The sequence below is a fragment of the Ruegeria sp. BC8 genome (assembly GCF_056535705.1).
Genome location: NZ_JBQFIV010000001.1, coordinates 851,511 through 871,827 on the forward strand (window position 1 = coordinate 851,511; position 20,317 = coordinate 871,827).

General features: G+C 61.9%; 17 protein-coding genes. 11 read left to right on the top strand and 6 right to left on the bottom strand.

Annotated features, from left to right (window positions below):
• Positions 1-42 precede the first annotated feature (42 nt).
• From ACR3EK_RS04450 to ACR3EK_RS04470, 5 genes are all read left to right on the top strand, one after another.
• Positions 43-1,614 carry a Re/Si-specific NAD(P)(+) transhydrogenase subunit alpha gene (locus ACR3EK_RS04450; protein WP_170357314.1) on the top strand — a complete coding sequence of 524 codons (1,572 nt, stop codon included), beginning with the start codon at positions 43-45 and terminating at the stop codon, positions 1,612-1,614.
• A 13-nt stretch (positions 1,615-1,627) separates the two neighbouring features.
• Positions 1,628-3,082 carry an NAD(P)(+) transhydrogenase (Re/Si-specific) subunit beta gene (locus ACR3EK_RS04455; RefSeq protein ID WP_093964877.1) on the top strand — a complete coding sequence of 485 codons (1,455 nt, stop codon included), beginning with the start codon at positions 1,628-1,630 and terminating at the stop codon, positions 3,080-3,082.
• 98 nt (positions 3,083-3,180) lie between these two features.
• Positions 3,181-3,537, top strand: coding sequence for a VOC family protein (locus ACR3EK_RS04460; protein ID WP_170364530.1), 357 nt, complete (start codon positions 3,181-3,183; stop codon positions 3,535-3,537).
• 107 nt (positions 3,538-3,644) lie between these two features.
• Positions 3,645-4,922, top strand: coding sequence for a DUF3422 family protein (locus ACR3EK_RS04465; RefSeq protein ID WP_480632780.1), 1,278 nt, complete (start codon positions 3,645-3,647; stop codon positions 4,920-4,922).
• 69 nt (positions 4,923-4,991) lie between these two features.
• Positions 4,992-6,128, top strand: a complete 1,137-nt coding sequence (locus ACR3EK_RS04470) for an MFS transporter (protein ID WP_480632781.1) — start codon at positions 4,992-4,994, stop codon at positions 6,126-6,128.
• Positions 6,129-6,135: 7 nt separating this feature from the next.
• Here the strand turns inward: ACR3EK_RS04470 and ACR3EK_RS04475 are convergent, their stop codons facing one another.
• From ACR3EK_RS04475 to ACR3EK_RS04485, 3 genes are all read right to left on the bottom strand, one after another.
• The gene (locus tag ACR3EK_RS04475) at positions 6,136-7,116 is read right to left on the bottom strand and encodes an ABC transporter permease (RefSeq protein WP_480632782.1); all 981 of its coding nucleotides are present in this window, start codon (positions 7,114-7,116) and stop codon (positions 6,136-6,138) included.
• The gene (locus tag ACR3EK_RS04480; protein ID WP_170340351.1) at positions 7,109-8,116 is read right to left on the bottom strand and encodes an ABC transporter permease; all 1,008 of its coding nucleotides are present in this window, start codon (positions 8,114-8,116) and stop codon (positions 7,109-7,111) included. Before ACR3EK_RS04480 ends, ACR3EK_RS04475 begins: the two co-directional genes overlap by 8 nt.
• A gap of 94 nt (positions 8,117-8,210) precedes the next feature.
• Positions 8,211-9,917: a peptide ABC transporter substrate-binding protein gene (locus tag ACR3EK_RS04485; protein WP_480632783.1), complete on the bottom strand. Its 1,707-nt coding sequence runs from the start codon at positions 9,915-9,917 to the stop codon at positions 8,211-8,213.
• 282 nt (positions 9,918-10,199) lie between these two features.
• Here ACR3EK_RS04485 and ACR3EK_RS04490 point away from each other — a divergent pair, with 282 nt between their 5' ends.
• The 5 genes from ACR3EK_RS04490 to ACR3EK_RS04510 are packed head-to-tail and all read left to right on the top strand — an operon-like array spanning position 10,200 to position 16,785.
• Positions 10,200-12,020, top strand: a complete 1,821-nt coding sequence (locus ACR3EK_RS04490) for an ABC transporter ATP-binding protein (RefSeq protein ID WP_480632784.1) — start codon at positions 10,200-10,202, stop codon at positions 12,018-12,020.
• Between the two features lie 5 nt (positions 12,021-12,025).
• Positions 12,026-13,192 carry an acetylornithine deacetylase gene (gene argE / locus ACR3EK_RS04495; protein WP_480632785.1) on the top strand — a complete coding sequence of 389 codons (1,167 nt, stop codon included), beginning with the start codon at positions 12,026-12,028 and terminating at the stop codon, positions 13,190-13,192.
• Between the two features lie 56 nt (positions 13,193-13,248).
• Positions 13,249-14,415 (top strand): M20 aminoacylase family protein, encoded by a 1,167-nt coding sequence (locus ACR3EK_RS04500; protein WP_170357322.1) that lies wholly within the window; start codon positions 13,249-13,251, stop codon positions 14,413-14,415.
• A gap of 16 nt (positions 14,416-14,431) precedes the next feature.
• A complete protein-coding gene (locus ACR3EK_RS04505) occupies positions 14,432-15,595 on the top strand; it encodes a M20 aminoacylase family protein (protein WP_480632786.1) in 1,164 nt (387 codons plus the stop codon).
• 26 nt (positions 15,596-15,621) lie between these two features.
• Positions 15,622-16,785 carry a M20 aminoacylase family protein gene (locus ACR3EK_RS04510; RefSeq protein ID WP_480632787.1) on the top strand — a complete coding sequence of 388 codons (1,164 nt, stop codon included), beginning with the start codon at positions 15,622-15,624 and terminating at the stop codon, positions 16,783-16,785.
• A gap of 39 nt (positions 16,786-16,824) precedes the next feature.
• Here the strand turns inward: ACR3EK_RS04510 and ACR3EK_RS04515 are convergent, their stop codons facing one another.
• Positions 16,825-18,135 carry a 3-deoxy-D-manno-octulosonic acid transferase gene (locus tag ACR3EK_RS04515; RefSeq protein ID WP_480632788.1) on the bottom strand — a complete coding sequence of 437 codons (1,311 nt, stop codon included), beginning with the start codon at positions 18,133-18,135 and terminating at the stop codon, positions 16,825-16,827.
• Between the two features lies 1 nt (position 18,136).
• Positions 18,137-19,144, bottom strand: coding sequence for a GTP 3',8-cyclase MoaA (moaA, locus tag ACR3EK_RS04520; protein ID WP_480632789.1), 1,008 nt, complete (start codon positions 19,142-19,144; stop codon positions 18,137-18,139).
• Positions 19,145-19,235: 91 nt separating this feature from the next.
• Here moaA and ACR3EK_RS04525 point away from each other — a divergent pair, with 91 nt between their 5' ends.
• The gene (locus ACR3EK_RS04525; protein ID WP_170340364.1) at positions 19,236-19,640 is read left to right on the top strand and encodes a hypothetical protein; all 405 of its coding nucleotides are present in this window, start codon (positions 19,236-19,238) and stop codon (positions 19,638-19,640) included.
• Here ACR3EK_RS04525 and ACR3EK_RS04530 read toward each other — a convergent pair.
• A complete protein-coding gene (locus ACR3EK_RS04530) occupies positions 19,628-20,314 on the bottom strand; it encodes a DNA alkylation repair protein (RefSeq protein ID WP_480632790.1) in 687 nt (228 codons plus the stop codon). The genes ACR3EK_RS04525 and ACR3EK_RS04530 overlap by 13 nt on opposite strands.
• Between the last annotated feature and the right edge of the window lie 3 nt (positions 20,315-20,317).

Below are 20,317 nucleotides of genomic sequence, written 5' to 3' on the forward strand. Positions count from 1 at the left end.
GACCACCCGCTCGGTCAGAGTGAAAATTAGGGGGACTTGCCGGTGAAAATAGGCACGCCAAAGGAAATACTGAAAGGCGAGAACCGGGTCGCGATGACTCCGGAGTCAGCCGTGCAGCTGCAGAAATTGGGCTATGAATGCGCCATCGAGAAGGGGGCTGGTGCTGCCGCCGGTTTCTCAGACGAGGCTTACGAGGCCGTCGGGGTCGAAATCGTCAAGACAGCTGCCTCTTTGTGGAAATTGTCGGACATCATCGCCAAGGTGCGCGTGCCCACCGAGACCGAAATGAAACGTCTGACCAAGGGCAAGACGCTGATCTCGTTCTTCAACCCGGCAGGGAACGAAGAAGGGATGGAATTGGCGAAAGCCAAGGGCGCCAATGTCATCGCGATGGAAATGGTGCCCCGCATCAGCCGTGCACAGAAGATGGATGCGCTGTCGTCGATGGCCAACATCGCCGGGTACCGTGCGGTGATTGAGGCGGGCAACAACTTTGGCCGCTTCTTCACCGGCCAGGTGACGGCCGCGGGCAAGGTGCCGCCGGCCAAGGTTCTGATCGTTGGTGCCGGCGTGGCCGGTCTGGCCGCCATCGGGACGTCGACGTCGCTTGGCGCGATCACATATGCGTTCGATGTGCGCCCCGAGGTCGCTGAACAGGTCGAGTCGATGGGCGCCGAATTCGTCTATCTGGACTTTGAAGAAGAACAGCAGGATGGCTCGGCCACCGGTGGGTATGCTTCGGTTCAGTCCGAGGAGTTCCGAAATGCTCAGCTGGCCAAGTTCCGCGAACTTGCGCCCGAGATGGACATCGTCATCACTACGGCCCTGATCCCCAACCGCCCGGCCCCCAAGCTGTGGCTAGAGGATATGGTCAAGGCGATGAAGCCCGGCTCGGTCATTGTGGACCTTGCGGCCGAGCGTGGAGGCAATGTCGAAGGCACCGTGCCGGATGAAAAGGTCGTGACCGACAATGGCGTGACCATCATCGGCTATACTGACTTCCCCAGCCGGATGGCGGCTCAGTCCTCGTCGCTTTATGCGACCAACATCCGTCACATGATGACTGACCTGACCCCCGACAAGGACGGTCAGATCAATCACAACATGGAAGATGACGTGATCCGTGGCGCGACCGTCACCTACGAAGGCGAGATCACCTTCCCGCCACCACCGCCCAAGGTGCAGGCCATCGCGGCCAAACCCAAGGCCGAAGTCAAGGAACTGACGCCCGAAGAAAAACGCGCGCAAGAGATTGCGGCCTTCAAGGCGCAGACCAAGCAACAGGTTACCCTGCTGGGCGTGGGTGGAGCGCTGATGCTGCTGGTGGGGCTGGTGGCTCCTGCCAGCTTCATGCAGCATTTCATCGTCTTCGTGCTGGCTGTTTTCGTAGGCTTCCAGGTGATCTGGAACGTCAGCCACAGTCTGCACACACCGTTGATGGCGATCACCAACGCGATTTCCTCGATCATCATCGTGGGCGCGTTGATGCAAATCGGGTCGGGGTCTTTCCTCGTCATTCTGCTGGCGGCGCTGTCGATCTTCATGGCCGGGATCAACATCTTCGGCGGTTTCCTCGTAACCCGGCGCATGCTCGCCATGTTCCAGAAATCTTAAGGAGGCCGGGCACATGGAATTTGGCTTCACCACTGCCGCCTATGTCGTTGCGGCTGTTCTGTTCATCCTTTCGCTCGGCGGCCTGTCGAACCAGGAAAGCGCCAAGCGCGCGGTCTGGTACGGCATCGTCGGCATGGCGCTGGCGGTTTTTGCCACGCTGGTCGGTCCCGGATCGGGTCTGTGGCTGCTGTCGCTGCTGCTGATCATCGGCGGTGGTCTGATCGGTCAATACGTGGCGCAGCGCGTCCAGATGACCGAGATGCCGCAGCTTGTGGCCGCCATGCACTCGCTGGTGGGTCTGGCGGCGGTTTTCGTCGGGTACAACGCCCATTTCGAGATCAAGAATGTCGCCGAAGTCTTTGCGATCGTTGACGCGGCCAAGGATGCCGACCTGTCGGATCTGGGCGCCTTCGCGAAACTGATCGCCAAGAAAACCCCGGCCGAGCTGGCCATTCTGCATGTCGAGCTGTTCCTGGGCATCTTCATCGGTGCGATCACCTTTACCGGTTCGGTCGTGGCCTATGGAAAGCTGGCCGGCAAGGTCACCTCGGCGGCCACCAAACTGCCGGGCGGGCATGCGCTGAACGCGGCGGCGGCTGGCCTCTCGCTGATCTGTCTGATCTGGTACACCGCTTCGGGTGGCTTCTTCCCGCTGTTCCTGATGACGCTGGCGGCGCTGTTCATCGGCTATCACCTGATCATGGGCATCGGCGGCGCCGACATGCCGGTGGTGGTGTCGATGCTGAACAGCTACTCGGGCTGGGCGGCGGCCGCGATCGGCTTCAGCCTTGGCAACGACCTGCTGATCGTGGTCGGCGCGCTGGTTGGCTCGTCGGGTGCGATCCTGTCCTACATCATGTGCAAGGCGATGAACCGTCACTTTGTCAGCGTGATCCTGGGCGGCTTTGGCGGCACTTCGGGGCCCCAGATGGAGGTCGAAGGCGAACAGGTGGCGATCGACGCCGACGGTGTTGCAGCAGCGTTGAACGATGCCGACAGCGTCATCATCATCCCCGGCTACGGAATGGCGGTGGCGCAGGCGCAGCAATCGGTCAGCGAACTGGTCCGCAAGCTGCGCGCCAAGGGCAAGAATGTGCGCTTTGCCATCCACCCCGTCGCGGGCCGTCTTCCGGGCCACATGAACGTGCTGCTGGCCGAGGCCAAAGTGCCCTATGACATCGTGCTGGAAATGGACGAGATCAACGACGACTTTCCGGAAACAGATGTGGCGATCGTCATTGGCTCGAACGACATCGTGAACCCTGCGGCGCAGGAAGACCCGAACAGCCCCATTGCCGGGATGCCGGTTCTGGAATGCTGGAAGGCCAAGCAGGTGATTGTCTCGAAACGCGGGCAGGGCACCGGGTATTCGGGCATCGAAAACCCGCTGTTCTACAAGGAGAACACCCGCATGTTCTATGGCGACGCCAAGCAGTCGCTGGACAAGCTGCTGCCAATGATCGACTGATCTGTGGCTGAGACCCAATGAGAAGGCGCCCTTCGCGGGCGCCTTTTTTCGTTTCAGGGTATGATGCCACAGCAACCCCCAACGGCACGAGGTGTTCCATGCATAAGGTAAACGGCATCGGCGGCGTGTTCTTCCGCGCCCGCGATCCGAAGGCTCTGTCGCAATGGTACGAGACCCATCTGGGCGTCAATCACTATGACCCGGTTCCGTGGAAGCAGCGCGAAGGCTACACCGTGTTTGCCCCATTCGCCGAAGACACGGACTATTTCGGTGATGCCGCGCAGCAATGGATGATCAATTTCCGCGTCGACGATCTGGCGGCCATGGTAGACCAGCTGCGTGCGGCTGGAATCGAGGTGGAGACCCGTGACGAATGGAACAGCGAGATCGGAAAATTCGCCCGCCTGCACGACCCCGAGGGCAATCCGATCGAGCTCTGGCAGCCAAATCAATGAGATAGAGTGATTGTATGCCGTTGTATTCCTGTAAGTATATGAAATAAAAAGAGAATTGATGATCTGATGTGGTGTCGTATATTGCCCCTGACGAAACGGAGCCGAAAATGACGCCAATCGAGGATCATCCGCTGCGCTATGCGCTGGCCAACGAATTGCACGCGCGGCCGTTCCCCGTGGCGCAGGCGCCATGCACGGTTGTCTTCCTTGCGATCAAAAAGCCGGTCGCCGCGGTGGCGCGCGACCGAGCCGAAGATATGGCCCACCTGATTGACCTGCTGGACCGTCATGGGGCGCAGCATCCGCAGCCTGATGCCACCCACTATGCCGGCCAGATCGGGCGGCATTGGTTGAAGTGGGAGCACCACACGGAATTCGTGACCTATACGGCCATTACTCAGAATGTCAGCGAGCGCGCCTTCAACCCCGCCGATTTCGAGGTTTTCCCCCCCGACTGGCTGATGGCCAGTCCGGGCCAGCGCGTGACCTCGATCACGCTGCGGGTGGTGCCGCGCCCGGATGACGGGGCCACGCAAGCCGCGCTGGCGGATTGGTTCGAGCCGGAAAGCCTGGCGGTGTCGCGGGTACTGGACGACTCGGCGATCTGCGCCAGCGATTTTCGCATCGACCCGGCGGGCCACATGCGGTTTGCCCTGTTCGTGTCCGAGGGCACCGGGCGCAGGCGCACCGGCCGGATCATCCAGCGCTTGTGCGAGATCGAGACCTACAAGGCGATGTCCATGTTGGGCTTTGCCCGGGTCAAGGCCCTGATGCCCCAGATCGGCGAGTTGGACCGGCAACTGACCCAGTTGATGGGCGAGATGACCAAGGACACGACCCATCCCGACGACCTGCTGCCGCAATTGCTGGCCACCTCGACCGAGCTCGAGACGCTGTCGGCGCGTTCGGCCTTTCGCTTTGCCGCGACGGGGGCCTACGAGGCCATCGTGCACCAGCGGATCGAGGCGCTGCGCGAGGATCGCTTTCACGGGCGTCAGACATTCGCCGATTTCATGATGCGCCGCTATGACCCGGCCATGCGCACGGTCAAGGCGACCGAACGGCGGCTGCAGGCGCTTTCGGACCGGGCCATTCGGGCCGGTGACCTGCTGCGAACTCGGGTCGATGTCGAGCGCAGCGCGCAGAACCAGGCCTTGCTGGAGAGCATGGACCGCCGGGCGGATCTGGCGCTGCGATTGCAGCACACGGTCGAAGGCCTGTCGGTGGTCGCCATCAGCTATTACGCCGTGTCGCTGGTCAGTTACCTGCTGTACCCGTTGACCAATGCGGGGATCAGCAAGGGGATGCTGACCGCAGGCGTGACGCTGCCTGTAGTGGCGCTTGTCTGGCTGGCCGTGCGCCGCATCCGCCGCAAGCTGGAATAGCGCGGCTTGCCAACCGACGCGCTGCCTGTATTGCTGCTAGGCAGATCTTTCGCAGGCGGGGCAGATTTCATGATCGGATTGGTTTCAGCCTGGCGGGCCGTGGCCGCCATGTTCATCCTGAACGGCGCCCTGTTCGGCATCTGGGCCTCGCGCATTCCGGCCGTCCGTGACCGTCTGGGGCTGAGCCACGAGGAGCTTGGTTATGGCCTGTTGTTCATGGCAGCCGGCGCGGTGTGTTCCTTTCCAGTCACTGGACGCCTGACCGACAGGTTCGGCGCGGTGACAGTGACGCGGGTGATCGCGGTTCTGTACACAGCATCACTGATCCTTCTTGCGGCCGCCGACAGCTTCGCCATGCTGGCTGCGTTCCTGTTCATCTTCGGGGCCTTCCACGGCTCGATGGATGTGGCCATGAACGCCTGGGCCGCCGAGGTCGAGCAGGCCTACGCCAAACCGGTCATGTCCTCGTTCCACGCGATGTGGAGCCTCGGCGCCGGGCTAGGGGCGCTCAGCGGCTATGGCGCGGTTCAGATGCAACTTGCCGTGTTACCGCATTTCCTGCTGGCCGGCGGGGCAACCGTGGCGCTGGCGCTTGCCCTGTCCTGGGTCCGATGGACGTCGCGGCGGGTGCAGTCCGACGGCGCCACGATCTTTGCCTTGCCCAGCGGCGTTCTGGTTCTGGTCGGGCTGACCGCAATGTGCGGCGCGCTGGGCGAGGGCGCAGTGGCTGACTGGAGCGCCATCTTTCTGCGGGATGTCACGGGGGTGGCTGAAAGCGTTGCGGCCTTGGGCTATGCCGTCTTTTCGGTGTCCATGGTTGCCGTGCGGCTGCTGGGCGGCCTCGTGATCGCCCGGTTCGGCCCGGTGCCGGTGGCCCGGGTCAGCGGAGCCTGCGCCGCCGTCGGCGTGTTCCTGGTGGTATCGGCTGGGGGCGCGGTCGGGGCGCTGGCTGGATTCGCGATGATGGGTGTGGGCTATGCGGTGATCATGCCGCTGGCGTTCAGCCGGGCCGCGAACGACCCGCATGTCCCGCCGGGGCAGGCCATCGCCAGTGTGGCCACTTTGGGATACGGAGGTTTGCTGATCGGTCCGCCGCTGATCGGGCTTCTGGCAGGTATCCTGTCACTGCGGCTGGCCTTTGCCGTCCTGCTGCCGCTGGCAGTGGTGATCGTGGTGTTGGCCGGCGCGCTCAGGCGCGCCGACTGACTTTGGTTCAGCGTCCGCGGATCCGCGGATCGAGCGCATCGCGCAGGCCGTCGCCCAGATAGTTCACGCTGAGAACGGTCAGCGAGATCGCCAGGCCGGGCCAGAACACACGCTCGGGGTACTGCTGCAGATAGTCGACGCCATCGAACAGTAGCCGGCCCCAGGTGGGGAAGTCAGGCGGGAAGCCCAGCCCCAGGAAGGACAGCGCGCTTTCGGTGATGATCGCCGTGGCGATGCCCAGCGTGGCCGAGACCATGATCGGCGACAGCACGTTGGGCAGGATGTGCCGGGTGATGATCTGCGTGTTGCTGGTACCGATCGAGCGGGCGGCCAGAACGAATTCGCGTTCCTTGATGGCCAGCACGTCGCCGCGCACGATCCGCGCCGTAGGCATCCACGAGGTGATGCCGATGGCGCAGACGATCAGGATGAAAATCCCACGTTCAAGCCCGAACGCAGCGGACAGAGGCTCGCGGAACAGCAGCATCATCACCAGCAGCAGCGGCAGCAGCGGCAGGGCCAGGAACAGATCGGTCAGGCGCATCAGCGGCCCGTCCAGCCGTTTGAAGAACCCGGCAACCACGCCGATGAACGACCCCAGGAACAGCGCCAGCAGCATCGCGGTGATGCCGACCGATACCGAGGTCTGCCCCCCAGACATCATTCGCGCCATGATGTCCCGGCCCAGCTGATCGGTGCCGAACGGATGGGCCCAGCTGGGCCCCTGGTTGCGGGCACGGATGTCGATCTGGGTCGGGTCGATGGTCCACAGGAACGGGCCAAGGTAGACGGCCGCGACGATGAAGATGAACAGCATCGCGCCGATCATGGCGCCCTTGTGGGTCTTGAACTGGTCCCACACGTCGCGCCACTGGCTGCGGGGCGGGGTGGTCAGTTCTTCCATTACATCGGCAGTCGGCAAGACCGTCGAGGCCGGCGCCAGGCCCTCATCAGGGACCAGCGTGTCTGATTGATTGTGATCAGTCATAGCGGATCCTCGGGTCCAGAATGCCGTAAAGAACGTCCGCGATCAGGTTGAACAGGACGATCAACACGGCAAAGATGAAGGTCAGCGTCTGCACCATCGGCAAGTCATTGGCCTGAATGGCGCCGATCAGCAGCTGGCCGATGCCGTTCACCTTGAACACCTGCTCGGTGATGATCGCGCCACCAAAAATCGCCGGAATACCCAGAGCGATCACGGTGACCACCGGGATCATCGAGTTGCGCAGGACATGCACCATGACGACGGTGTACTCGCTCAGCCCCTTGGCGCGCGCAGTACGGACGTAATCCTGGTTCAGGTTGTCCAGCATCGAGGCGCGCATGAACCGGCTGAGCTGCGCTGTGATCTGCAGCGCCAGCACCATCACGGGCATGATCATCTGTTTCAGCTGAACGACGAAGCTGTCCCAGTCATTGACCACATGCGTCGTGTCATAGATCGACGGGAACCAGCCCAACTGGACCGAGAAGATCACGATCACCAGCACCCCCGAGAAGAACGGCGGAACCGAGAAGCCGACCATCGACACGAAGGTGCCCATCTGGTCGAACCAGGAATACTGGCGATAGGCCGAATAGATGCCAATGGGCAGGGCGATCAGGATGGCGACCACATAGGCGGTGCCTACAACCCACAGGGTCTGCGGGATACGCTGAACGACGATGTCCATGACGGGCGAGCGGGTCTGCCACGAAATCACACGCAGGTCACCTTCGGAAAAGGTGGTGCCAAAGATGTGGTCGACCAAAACCTGCGGTTCGATCCAGAAGAACTGCACGATCCATTTCCAGAATCGGACATGCATAGGCTGGCCGAGGCCAAGCGCCTCGCGCATCTTCTCTTTGACTTCAGGCGGAACGGTAAGCGGAACCTGTGCCATCGGGTCGCCGGGGGCGAGCTCGAGCAACAGGAAGATGACGAGACTGATGAACAGCAGCGTCGGAACGGCCAGGATCAGTCGTCGAATGGTGAAGTTGAGCATTAAGAGGCGCCTTTATATGCGTCTTCTTGTTGGTGGAACTTGCGAAAGACCGCGCCCCGATACAGATCGGGACGCGGCTGTGCAAGGCTAGCGCTTAGGAACCGGTCTTGCGGTACCAGTCAGCGATGTTCCACAGTTCGCTGTCCCACACGTTCAGGACGACACCGCCCAGAGTGTTTGCGTGGGCCGACAGACGACCACGGTGGACCAGCGGGATCATGCCGCCGTTCTGAACCATGATGTCGTTCAGCTGCTTCGCGATTTCGGCGCGCGGCTCCAGACCTGCGGTCTGCGCCAGTTGGGCGTGCAGCTTGTCGAACTCTTCGTTGCAGAAGCGGCTGATGTTCTCACCCTGCCACTGGGTCTCGGGACGCGGTGCCTTGTCGCACAGGCCGTTGCCCAGATAGCTTTGCGGGTCGGTGCCGTTGAAGGTGTTGGCGTACATTTCAACGTCAGCATAGAACTTCTGGAACGTGTCGGGCGAGCCCGGGTCACCACCGAAGAAGACCGAAGCGTTGATGTTGCGCAGTTCGGTTTCAATGCCGATCTGGCTCCACCATTCCTTGATCAGCGCCTGGAAGTCCTGACGGACGGCGTTGGTCGAGGTCTGATAGACGATTTTCAGCGGAACGCCATCCTTCTCACGGACGCCGTCGCCGTCGGTGTCGACGATGCCGGCATCATCCAGCAGTTTCTTGGCGCCTTCGATATCCTGCGTGTCGCAGGTCATCGAGGTCGAGTTGAACGCAGCCGGAGCCGGCACCCAGTTGCAGGTCACTTTACCCGCCTGGCCATAGCCGATCTCAACCAGCAGCGGGCGGTCGATTGCCATCGACATAGCCTTGTAGACCGCCGGATCCTTCAGGAACGGGTGCGGGTGCTTGGCCGTCGAACGCTCGCCTTCCGGCAGTTCGGGCGACGGGTTGGTCTGGTTCAGCATGATGCGCTCGACCAGCGGGCCAAAGCCTGCCACCGGAGTGCCTTTGCCGCCTTCCTGCATCTGCGCGATCACTTCGGGCGCCAACTGCAGATTCCAGGCATAGTCGAACTCGCCGGTTTCCATCACGGCGCGACCGGCCGCGGTCGCATCGCCGCCGCCCTTGAAGGTCACGGTTGCGAAGGCCGGTTTCGCCGGGTCACGATAGTTGTCGTTGGCCTTGAATGTGATCACGTCGTTCGGCTTGAACTCGGTGACGACAAACGGGCCGGTGCCGATCGGGTTGAAGTTCTGCTCGGTGCATTCCGGAGCTTTCGCGCCCATGCAGTCCGCGAACTGAGCTGCCTGGATGATCGGGCTTTCACCGCCGACGAACGGACCGTAGGGGAACGGGGTCGGCTTGTCGAAAGTGACCTTGACGGTCAGATCATCCACAGCTTCGACGCTGGTGACGCCTTCGAACTTGGTCACCTGCGCACAGCCTCCTTCGGGGTCCATGCAGTAATCGGCGGTGAATTTCACGTCGGCCGAGGTGAACGGCGTACCATCCGACCAGGTGATCCCCGGAGCGATCTTCCACGTGATCGAGGTGAGGTCCTCGCTCACGCCGCCGTTTTCGACGGTCGGGATTTCGGCTGCCAGATACGGCACCATGTTGCCGTCCTGGTCGTAGCGGGCCAGAGGTTCGATCACCAGCGAGGCCGCTTCGACGTCTTTGGTGCCGCCCGACAGGAACGGGTTCAGGATCGAGGGTGCTTGCCAATAGATGATGCTGACGTTGCCGTCCGATCCGCGCTCGGCCATGGCCATCGGGGCCATCGCCGTGCTTGCAATCGCACCAAGCAAAAGGGTTTTGATTTTCATCATACACTCCTTGTTGGACACATTCGTGTCTCGATTTTCTCCGCAAGGCCTGCGGATTTGGCGTTGCCGTGCCGGGCTCAAGCCACTGAAACAAAAGACAATTGCGCAAATGTCTGCGCACTACGCCCAATTTCTCGGCACGGTTACGCGGGGTATCGAAACAGAGTTTGCAGAAATTGCAAGCCTTGCCGCAGCGAAACTGGCAATGCGTTTGACTTTTCCTGTCAGCCCGCCTTAGCGTTCGGCAATCAAAACACTCATGCAGCCAAGGGGAGCGCTCGCGTGCTGGATCAGCCTATCGCCCAGATCAGGGAACTTCGGGTCGAATTCCAAACCAAGGATGGGCCCGTCGTCGGGGTCGAGGACGTCTCGTTCGAGGTCCGTCCGGGCGAAACCGTCTGCATCGTGGGCGAATCGGGATCGGGCAAGTCCGTATCTTCGTTGTCATTGATGCGCCTTGTTGAATTCGGCGGGGGTGAAATCGCCGGCGGACAGTTGATTTTCGACCGCAACGACGGGACCGAACTGGATCTGGCCAAGGCCGATCAGGACCTCATGAAGCAGATTCGCGGCAACGAAATCGGGATGATCTTTCAGGAACCGATGACTGCGCTGAACCCTGTTTTCACGGTCGGGCGACAGCTGACCGAAGGGCTGCGGATTCACAAGGATATGTCCAAGTCCCAGGCCGAAGCACGCGCCTTGGAACTGCTGAAACAGGTCCGCATCCCCGAACCCGAGCGGCGGCTCAAGCAGTATCCGCACGAATTGTCGGGCGGGATGCGCCAGCGGGTTGTGATCGCAATGGCCATGGCCTGCGAGCCGCGCCTGCTGATCGCCGATGAACCCACCACGGCTCTGGACGTGACGATCCAGGCCGAGATCCTCGCCTTGATGGACCGGCTGAAGCGTGAAACCGGCACGGCGGTCATGTTCATCACCCATGACATGGCCGTGGTCGCCCAGATGGCCGACAGGGTCGTCGTCATGTACCGCGGCAACAAGGTCGAAGAGGGCACCGTCACCGAGATTTTCGAGAATCCCCAGCATGACTACACCAAGGCTTTGCTGGCCGCGGTGCCCAAGCTGGGTGAGATGCGCGGAAAATCCGCCCCCGAGCCGATGAAGTTGCTGGGTGTCGAAGGACAGAAGATCGCCCCGATTCCCGGAACCGAGGATGTATTGCTGTCAGTCCGGAACCTGACCACGCGGTTCCCGGTAAAAGGCGGGATACTGCGCCGCACCATTTCGAATGTGCACGCGGTCGAAGATGTCTCGTTCACCCTGAACAAAGGGCAGACGCTGAGCCTCGTCGGCGAGTCGGGTTGTGGAAAATCTTCGGCCGGACGCTCGATCCTGCGGTTGATCGAGCCCATGGCCGGTGAAATCAGTCTTGATGGTGTGGACATCATGAAGCTGGACCAGAAGGGCCTGCGCAAGGCCCGCCTGGACATGCAGATGATCTTTCAGGACCCATTCGCATCGCTGAACCCGCAGATGCAGTTGGTTGACCAGGTGGCCGAGCCGATGCGCAACTATGGCGTGGCATCGGGGTCGGAATTGCAGGACCGGGTCGCACAGCTGTTCGACAAGGTGCACCTGCCACGCAGCTTCATGCGCCGGTTCCCGCACGAAATGTCGGGTGGGCAGCGGCAGCGAATTGCGATTGCCCGGGCGCTGGCCCTGAACCCGAAACTGATCATTGCGGACGAAGCCGTTTCCGCGCTGGACGTTTCTGTTCAGGCGCAGGTTCTGAACCTGATGATGGAATTGCAGTCCGAACTTGGGCTGAGCTATCTGTTTATCAGCCACGACATGGCCGTGGTTGAGCGGGTCAGCCACCACGTGGGTGTGATGTATCTGGGCCGGATCGTCGAACTGGGCCCACGGGCGCGTGTTTTCGAGAACCCACAGCACCCCTATACGCAGGCATTGATGAAGGCGGTTCCGATCGCCGATCCCAATCAGCGCAAAACGGAAAAAGATCTGAATTTCAAACCGATCCCGTCTCCAATTCACCCAATCGGCTATGAGCCTGCGCCTTCGGAATACCGCGAGGTCGAGCCGGGCCACTTCATCCTGACGACCGACAGCGGCTACTGACCCATATGCCACAGCGCCTGACTCCGCTTGAGATCATGACCAAGCTGATCTCGTTTCCCACCGTCAGCCGCGACAGCAACCTGCCGCTGATCGACTGGGTCGAAGACTACCTGAACGGCCACGGAATCCGCGCCCACAGATGGCCGGATCCGGACCAGCCGCACAAGGCGGCCCTGTTTGCCCATGTCGGCCCTTGGGAGGAAGGCGCGGTCGTGCTTTCCGGTCACACGGATGTGGTGCCGGTGGACGGACAACCCTGGGACAGCGACCCGTTTGTCGTGACCGAACGAGATGGCAAGTATTTCGGACGTGGCACCTGTGACATGAAGGGCTTTGACGCCCTCGCCATATGGGCGCTGGTCGAGGCGCAGTACGCCGACGTCAAGCGCCCGCTGCAATTGGCGCTGAGCTTTGACGAGGAGGTCGGCTGCACCGGTGCGCCGCCCATGATCGTCGCCATGCAAGAGGTTCTGCCCAAGGGCTCGGCCGTGGTGGTGGGCGAGCCGTCGATGATGCAGGCCGTCACCGGCCACAAGGGCGGTTTCGGCTATGATACCCATGTGGTTGGATACGAGGTGCACAGTTCGATCATGCATACCGGTGTCAATGCGATCATGTATGCCGCGCCGCTGATCGACTGGGCGAATGCCCAGAACGACATCAACATGGCGGCGGACCCCAGCGACATCGCGGCAGTCTTTGATCCTCCTTGGACAACCTGCCACGTGGGCATGATCAAGGGCGGCACTGCGCACAACATCACGGCCAAGGATTGCCGTTTCATGATGGATTTCCGGGTCGTCCCCGGCGAGCAGGCATCAGCTTGGAAAGAAGCCTATCTGGAACAGGTAAGAGTGGCGGAAGAGAAGATGCAGCAAGTGCATCCTGACGCCCATATCGAGGTGAAGGCCAGCTTTGCCGTTCCGGCGTTGGTCCCGGAAACAGATGGCGAAGCCGAGACGCTGGTGCGCGCCCTTACGGGCGACAACGCAACCCATGTCGTCAGCTATGGCACCGAAGCCGGTCAGTTTCAGGAAGCCGGTTACTCGGCCGTGATCTGTGGGCCCGGAGATATCGCCCAGGCGCACCAGCCGAACGAATACATCACGATCGCTCAGTTCAACGCCGGCCATGACTTCATGCAGCGTCTGGTCTACAAACTGGCGGCGTGACCCAAAAAGAGGCACTGGAAACTCAGGATTTCAGTCAGAAGCTCGGAGAGTTGAACATGCCGGTCAAAAACAGACTTGCCGAAATGCACGCCGAGATCACCAAGTGGCGGCGGCACCTGCATGCGCATCCCGAGTTGATGTACGACGTGCATGAAACCGCCGGCTTCGTTGTCGACCGGCTCAAGGCGTTCGGTGTCGATGAAATCACGCCGGGTATAGGTAAAACCGGTGTCGTGGCCGTGATCCGAGGGCGGACGGACACGCAGGGGCGGGTGATCGGGTTGCGTGCCGACATGGATGCCTTGCCGATCAACGAGGCGACCGGACTGGACTATGCCTCGACCGTGCCGGGCAAGATGCATGCCTGCGGGCATGACGGGCACACCTCGATCTTGCTCGGCGCTGCGCAATACCTTGCCGAGACGCGCAATTTCGATGGAACGGTGGTTCTGATCTTTCAACCGGCCGAAGAAGGCGGAGCCGGCGGTCTGGCCATGTGCCGCGATGGGCTTATGGATCGATGGGGCATTCAGGAAGTCTACGGCTTGCACAACATGCCCGGCCTGCCTGTCGGAGAGTTCGCAATCCGGCCCGGCGCGCTGCTGGCGTCGTCGGACGAGTTCGAGATTGTCGTGACCGGCAAAGGTGGCCACGCCGCCGCGCCGCATGAAGCCATCGATACAACCTTGGTGGCATCGCATATCGTGGTTGCGCTGCAATCGGTTGTATCCCGCACCGTTGATCCAATCCGACGGGTGGTGCTGACGGTGGGGACGTTTGAAACTGACAGCGTCGCCTCGAACGTGATTGCGCACACGGTCCGGCTGCAGGGCACGGTTCGCACACTGGACCCGGAATACCGTGGCATCGCCGAGGAGCGCGTGCGCCGGATCGCCGAAGACACAGCCTCGGCTTTTGGCGCCAAAGCCCGCGTGACCTGGACGCCCGGCTACCCGGTGACGGTGAACTCCGAGGCGGAAACGGCCTTCGCCGCCGAAGCCGCCGAGGCGGTGGCCGGCAAGGTCAATGACGCAACGGATCCGATCATGCCGTCCGAAGACTTCGCCTACATGCTTGAAGAACGGCCCGGAGCCTACATCTTCTTGGGGAACGGCGACACGGCCATGTGCCACCATCCCGAATACAATTTCGACGACCAGGCCATTCCTGCCGGATGCAGCTGGTTCGCCGAGCTTGTCGAACGACGAATGCCCATCGCCTGAAACAGGAAAGACAGTCATGCCGATCAAGAACCGTTTTGCCGAAATGCACCCCGAAATCACCGGTTGGCGGCGCGACATACATCAACACCCCGAAATTCTCTACGATACCCATCGGACCAGCGCATTGGTTGCGGAAAAACTGAAAGAGTTCGGTTGCGACGATGTGGTGACCGGAATTGGCCGGACCGGGGTAGTCGGCGTGATCAAGGGCAGGACCGACACCCAAGGCCGGGTGATTGGTCTGCGGGCCGATATGGATGCGCTGCCAATGCAGGAGCAGACGGGAGCGGAATATGCCTCCAAGACTGCGGGCGCCATGCATGCCTGTGGCCATGACGGTCACACTGCGATGGTTCTGGGCGCCGCCAAATATCTGGCCGAGACCCGAAACTTCGATGGGACCGCGATCGTGATCTTTCAACCGGCCGAAGAAGGCGGCAACGGTGCGGAAGCCATGTGCCAGGACGGTTTGATGGACCGCTTCGGCATCCAGGAAGTCTATGCGATGCACAACGTGCCGGGCCTGCCGACCGGGCAGTTTGCCATTCGCTCCGGGCCTCTGCTGGCGGCGGCGGACGAGTTCGACATCCATCTTGAAGGCCGCGGCGGTCATGCCGCCAAGCCGCAGGAAACCGTGGATACTACGGTCATGCTGTCGCAACTGATCGTGGCCCTGCAGACCATCGTTTCGCGCAACGCCGACCCGATCTTGCAGGCCGTTCTGTCGGTCACTGCGGTCGAGACCTCGTCGAATGCGTTCAACGTGATCCCGCAATCGGCCCGGCTGCGTGGCACCGTCCGCACCCATTCGAACGAGATGCGCGACCTGATCGAACAACGACTGAATGAAGTTGTGCAAGGTGTCGCGGCGACCATGGGTGGCACCGCCACGGTGACCTACTCGCGCGGCGTTCCCGTCACGATCAACGCGGAAGAGCAGACCGGATATGCAGAATCCGCGGCAATTGCCGTCGGTGGCAGCTGTGCCGAAGCACCGATGGTGATGGGGGGCGAAGACTTCTCGTTCATGTTGCAGGAACGTCCCGGCGCCTTCATAGTCCTGGGAAATGGCGACAGCGCCGGGCTTCACCACCCCAAATACGATTTCAATGACGAGATCATTCCGATCGGATGCTCGTGGTTTGCTGAGATGGTCGAACGCCGGATGCCGGTGGCCTGAGATTTTTTTAAGGAGAGAAGACGAAGATGCCAGTGAAGAACCGCTTTGCCGAATTGCAGGATGAAATCACCGCCTGGCGGCGTGATATTCACGAGAATCCTGAAATTCTGTTCGATACGCATCGCACCAGTGCGCTGGTTGCGGAAAAGCTGAAGGAATTCGGCTGCGACGAGGTGGTCACGGGGATTGGCCGCACCGGAGTTGTCGGGTTGATCAAAGGCAAGGTCGACACCAAGGGGAAGGTGATCGGATTGCGGGCGGATATGGACGCTTTGCCGATCCACGAAGCGACGGGGTTGGACTATGCTTCGAAAACGCCGGGTGCGATGCATGCCTGCGGCCATGACGGCCACACCGCCATGCTGCTGGGGGCGGCCAAATACCTGTCCGAAACGCGCAATTTCGACGGAACCGTCGTTGTGATCTTCCAACCCGCCGAGGAGGGCGGCGGCGGCGGCCGCGAGATGTGCGAAGACAACCTGATGGAGCGTTGGGGCATTCAGGAAGTCTACGGAATGCACAATTGGCCCGGTAAGCCTGTGGGCAGCTTCTCGATCCGGCCGGGGGCGTTCTTCGCGGCGACTGACCAGTTCGATATCACGTTCGAAGGTCGCGGAGGTCATGCCGCCAAACCGCATGAAACCGTAGACACCACTGTCATGACAGCGCAGGCGGTTCTGGCGTTGCAGACCATCGCGTCGCGCAATGCCGATCCGATCGATCAGGTCGTTGTTTCGGTCACCTCGTTCGAGACCTCGTCGAAGGCGTTCAACGTGATCCCGCAGAAAGTGCAGATCAAGGGCACCGTGCGCACGATGAGCAAAGAGATGCGCGACCTTGCTGAGCAGCGCATCAACGAAATCTGCTCGGGCGTCGCCGCGACATTCGGCGGTACTGCCGATGTCACTTATATCCGGGGCTATCCGGTCATGATCAACAGCGACGAGCAGACCGAATTCGCCGCCGAGGTCGCCCGCTCGATCTCAGGGGCCTGCGAGGAGGCACCTTTGGTCATGGGCGGCGAAGACTTCGCCTACATGCTGGAAGAGCGTCCCGGTGCCTATATCCTGGTGGGCAATGGCGACACGGCGATGGTTCACCACCCGGAATACAACTTCAACGACGAGGCGATCCCTGCCGGGTGCAGCTGGTGGGCCGAGATCGTCGAACAGCGGATGCCCGCAGCCTGATACCGTGGCGGGGGCGCAGGCCCCCGCTGCCACTGGCGGTCAGGGGCCTGCGTTCTCCAGACCCAGCTTGTCGCATAGCGTATCCACAACCGAATCCAGCGCCGATTTCTGGGTGTTCACGCAGGATTGCGCCGCCGCTTGCGCCGCTGCCAGCGCCGATCTGTCCGACAGCCAGGGCTCGACCGCCTTGGCCAATTCCGGCGCCGAAGCGACTTCTACCGCGCCGCCGCTGTCCACCAGCGGGGCAAATGTCTCGGCGAAATTGTAGTAACCCGGCCCGGTGATCACCGCGGCCCCGGCCTGAGCAGGTTCGAACGGGTTGTGGCCGCCGATCTCTTTCAGCGACCCGCCCAGAAACACGATCGGACACAACGCGTACCACGTTCCGGTTTCGCCCAGCGTATCGGCCACATAGACCTGCGTGTCGTGGGTAACCGGCTGCCCGGCGCTGCGCAGAGCATGGCTTTGACCCGCGGCATCGATCAGGGCGCAGACCTCGGCCCGTCGTTCGGGGTGGCGGGGGATCAGCAGCAGCAGCAGGTCGGGCCAGCGATTCAGCAATTCGGCATGGGCGGCCAGAACGGTCTCCTCCTCGCCCGCATGGGTCGAGCTGGCGATCCAGACCGGCCGCGCGCCGATCTGCGCGCGGATCTGCGTCAGCGTGTTTTGATCCACCGGCAGCGGATCGGACATGGCCTTGAGGTTGGTTCCGGGCTGCACCAGATCGGCGGACGCGCCCATGGCGATCAGGTTTGCGGCCGTGCGGTCGTTTTGCGTCAGGAACAGTCGGAACTGGCTCAGGACATAGCGGGCGGTGTCGGGGCGCTTCTTCCACCCGGCCACCGATTTCTCGGACAGGCGCGCGTTCAGCAGGGCCAGTGGTGTCCCACGCTGGGCGGTCTCGACGATCAGTCGTGGCCAGATCTCGCTTTCGACAAAGACGCCGGCATCGGGCCGCCAGTGATCCAGGAACCGCGCCACCGGGCCGGCGCTGTCCAGAGGGGGGTATTGGTGGCGGGTGCGCGGCGGCAGACGTTTTTCCACCAGCGCCGCCGAGGTCGGGGTGCCAGAGGTGATCAGGAAATGTGCATCCTCGATCCGTTCGCTCATGCGCCTGATAAGGCTCAGAATCGACAGGCTTTCGCCAACGCTGGCCGCATGGAACCAGATCAGCCGACCGTCAGGGCGGGGCAGACTCGCATGGCCCAGCCGCTCGCGCTGACGGATTTCGGAAACACCCGCCGATTGCAGCTTGGCGCGAACGGTGCGCCAGGCCAACGGCATGGCGATGGACGTCAACGCGCAGTACACACGGTACAGCGCCGTGGGTCGCCCCGACAAGTCTGACATGTCAGCCGCCCGTATGGCTCATGTGACGGCTCATCTGGCCGTCGATCTTCTGGCGGGAATAGTCAAAATCATGGCCCTTGGGCTTGAGGGTAATCGCCGCGCGGATCGCCTGTTCCAGCGGCTCTTCGCTGTTGGTGTGGTCGCGTAGGGGCGCGCGCAGGTCGGCCATGTCCTCTTGCCCCAGGCACATGTACAACTCGCCCGTGCAGGTCAGGCGTACGCGGTTGCAGCTTTCGCAGAAATTATGGCTGAGCGGTGTGATGAAACCGATCTTTTGCCCGGTTTCCTCCAACCGGACATAGCGCGCCGGTCCGCCCGTGCGCTCGGCCAGATCGGTGACGGTATATTGGTTTTCGTACTCAGCCCGGACGTCCTTCAGCGACCAGTACTGGTCCAGCCGGTCCTCGTTGCCGATGTCACCCATGGGCATGACCTCGATCCAGGTAAGGTCCATGTCGCGTTCGGCGCACCAGCGGGTGATCTTGGGCAGCTCTTCCTCGTTGAACCCTTTCAGGGCCACCGCGTTGATCTTGACGCGCAACCCGGCCTTCTGCGCGGCATCGATCCCGCCCAGGACCTGTTTCAAGCGACCCCAACGGGTGATCTGGGCGAATTTGTCCTCGTCCAGCGTGTCGAGCGAGACATTCACCCGCCGCACCCCGGAGGCATACAGGTCGTCGGCGAACCGGGCGAGTTGCGAGCCATTGGTGGTCAGCGTCAGCTCTTTCAGTGCGCCGCTGTCCAGATGCCGGGTCATCGAGTCGAAGAACCCCATGATCCCACGGCGCACAAGCGGCTCGCCCCCGGTGATCCGCAGCTTTTCCACGCCCAGTCGAATGAAGGTCGAACACATCCGGTCCAGTTCTTCCAGCGTCAGCAGCTCTTTCTTGGGCAGAAAGGTCATGTTTTCAGACATGCAGTAGACACAGCGGAAATCGCAGCGGTCCGTGACGGAGACGCGGAGATAGGTGATTGCGCGGGCAAACGGGTCGATCAACGGAGCAGTCATGCCCAATAGGTAAAGCGCACCGTGCCTTGCGACAAGTCAGAACTGCGCTTGAGGGGTGGAACGCGGGCGCGGGCAGGGGTAGGCTGGTTGCATGCGATACCTGTTTGTCATTATTCCTGCGTTTTTGACCGGCTGTGATGCGGTGCGGCAAAGCCTTGATCGCGCCCCGGATGCGGAACCTGCGCAGACGACAGAAACCGCCGCTGCGACCGAAGAGGTGGAAGCAACGCCTGTTGCGGCCGTGAACACCGGATGGGCTGGGGCCAAGACAACGATTGCCGGACTGGGCGATCCGAACAAGCCCGGACGCTGGCTTGAAACGCCGTTGGTCGAAACTGAGATCAATGGCCGGGTGGTCGTGCCCAAGACGGGCGCGCAGGCCTATATCACACTTGTACCGGCGCCGTCAGGCGGCAGCCGCCTGTCGGTTGAGGCGATGCGTGCGCTATTGGTGCCGTTTGACGAACTGGTTGAACTGGACGTTTATTCCAACTGATCTTTCAGGTACTTGCCGGCCTCTTTGCGGGCAAACGGCTTCATCGCGTCACCATGCGCGGCCAGAAACGCCCGCACCCGGTCGGGGTCATGTTTGGACAGGTCGCGCAGCCACCAGGCCACCGCCTTCTGGATGAACCAGTCGCGATCGGGGATATAGCCGGCGGCCCACCCCAGAATTCGGTCGCGGCGCTGAAGGTCGTCGGGCTTGGGGTGGTTCTGCTTGGTCCAGGGCAGGGTGGCCACCAGCGCGGCGCGTCGGGTCCACATGTGATCTGAGGTCGTCCAGCTTTCGACCTGATCCAGCCGCGAAGGATCGGCCCACAGGCGCTTTTGCATGGCCATGCTGGCATGATCGGCCACCGCCCAGGCGTCGAAATCGGGCAGCCAGCTTTGCAGCAGGTCCCAAACCGCCTGATCGGGACGGATGCGGGCCTGCGTCAGCAGCTTGGCGGCGGCCAGCCGCGCCTCGTGGATGTTGGTCTGCCACAGCTGATCGGCCAGCGCGACACGGGCGTCCACGTCCATCTGCTGCCGCCAGCTTTTGGTCAGATCATTTAGCACCGGGTTCGGCACCCCAAGATAGGGGCGATCGACCTTGTGATAGGTCGCCATCTGGGCGGCCCGGTCCGGGTCGGCATGGGCCTTGATCTGGTCCAAGGGGCTGTCCGGCATGGC

Coding starts and splice junctions, on each gene's coding strand:
- ACR3EK_RS04510 (WP_480632787.1), top strand. CDS start 15,622: ATGCCAGTGAAGAACCGCTTTGCCGAATTGCAGGATGAAATCACCGCC.
- ACR3EK_RS04500 (WP_170357322.1), top strand. CDS start 13,249: ATGCCGGTCAAAAACAGACTTGCCGAAATGCACGCCGAGATCACCAAG.
- moaA (WP_480632789.1), bottom strand. CDS start 19,144: ATGACTGCTCCGTTGATCGACCCGTTTGCCCGCGCAATCACCTATCTC.
- ACR3EK_RS04470 (WP_480632781.1), top strand. CDS start 4,992: ATGATCGGATTGGTTTCAGCCTGGCGGGCCGTGGCCGCCATGTTCATC.
- ACR3EK_RS04460 (WP_170364530.1), top strand. CDS start 3,181: ATGCATAAGGTAAACGGCATCGGCGGCGTGTTCTTCCGCGCCCGCGAT.
- ACR3EK_RS04505 (WP_480632786.1), top strand. CDS start 14,432: ATGCCGATCAAGAACCGTTTTGCCGAAATGCACCCCGAAATCACCGGT.
- ACR3EK_RS04475 (WP_480632782.1), bottom strand. CDS start 7,116: ATGACTGATCACAATCAATCAGACACGCTGGTCCCTGATGAGGGCCTG.
- ACR3EK_RS04480 (WP_170340351.1), bottom strand. CDS start 8,116: ATGCTCAACTTCACCATTCGACGACTGATCCTGGCCGTTCCGACGCTG.
- ACR3EK_RS04525 (WP_170340364.1), top strand. CDS start 19,236: ATGCGATACCTGTTTGTCATTATTCCTGCGTTTTTGACCGGCTGTGAT.
- ACR3EK_RS04465 (WP_480632780.1), top strand. CDS start 3,645: ATGACGCCAATCGAGGATCATCCGCTGCGCTATGCGCTGGCCAACGAA.
- ACR3EK_RS04530 (WP_480632790.1), bottom strand. CDS start 20,314: ATGCCGGACAGCCCCTTGGACCAGATCAAGGCCCATGCCGACCCGGAC.
- ACR3EK_RS04515 (WP_480632788.1), bottom strand. CDS start 18,135: ATGTCAGACTTGTCGGGGCGACCCACGGCGCTGTACCGTGTGTACTGC.
- ACR3EK_RS04485 (WP_480632783.1), bottom strand. CDS start 9,917: ATGAAAATCAAAACCCTTTTGCTTGGTGCGATTGCAAGCACGGCGATG.
- ACR3EK_RS04455 (WP_093964877.1), top strand. CDS start 1,628: ATGGAATTTGGCTTCACCACTGCCGCCTATGTCGTTGCGGCTGTTCTG.
- argE (WP_480632785.1), top strand. CDS start 12,026: ATGCCACAGCGCCTGACTCCGCTTGAGATCATGACCAAGCTGATCTCG.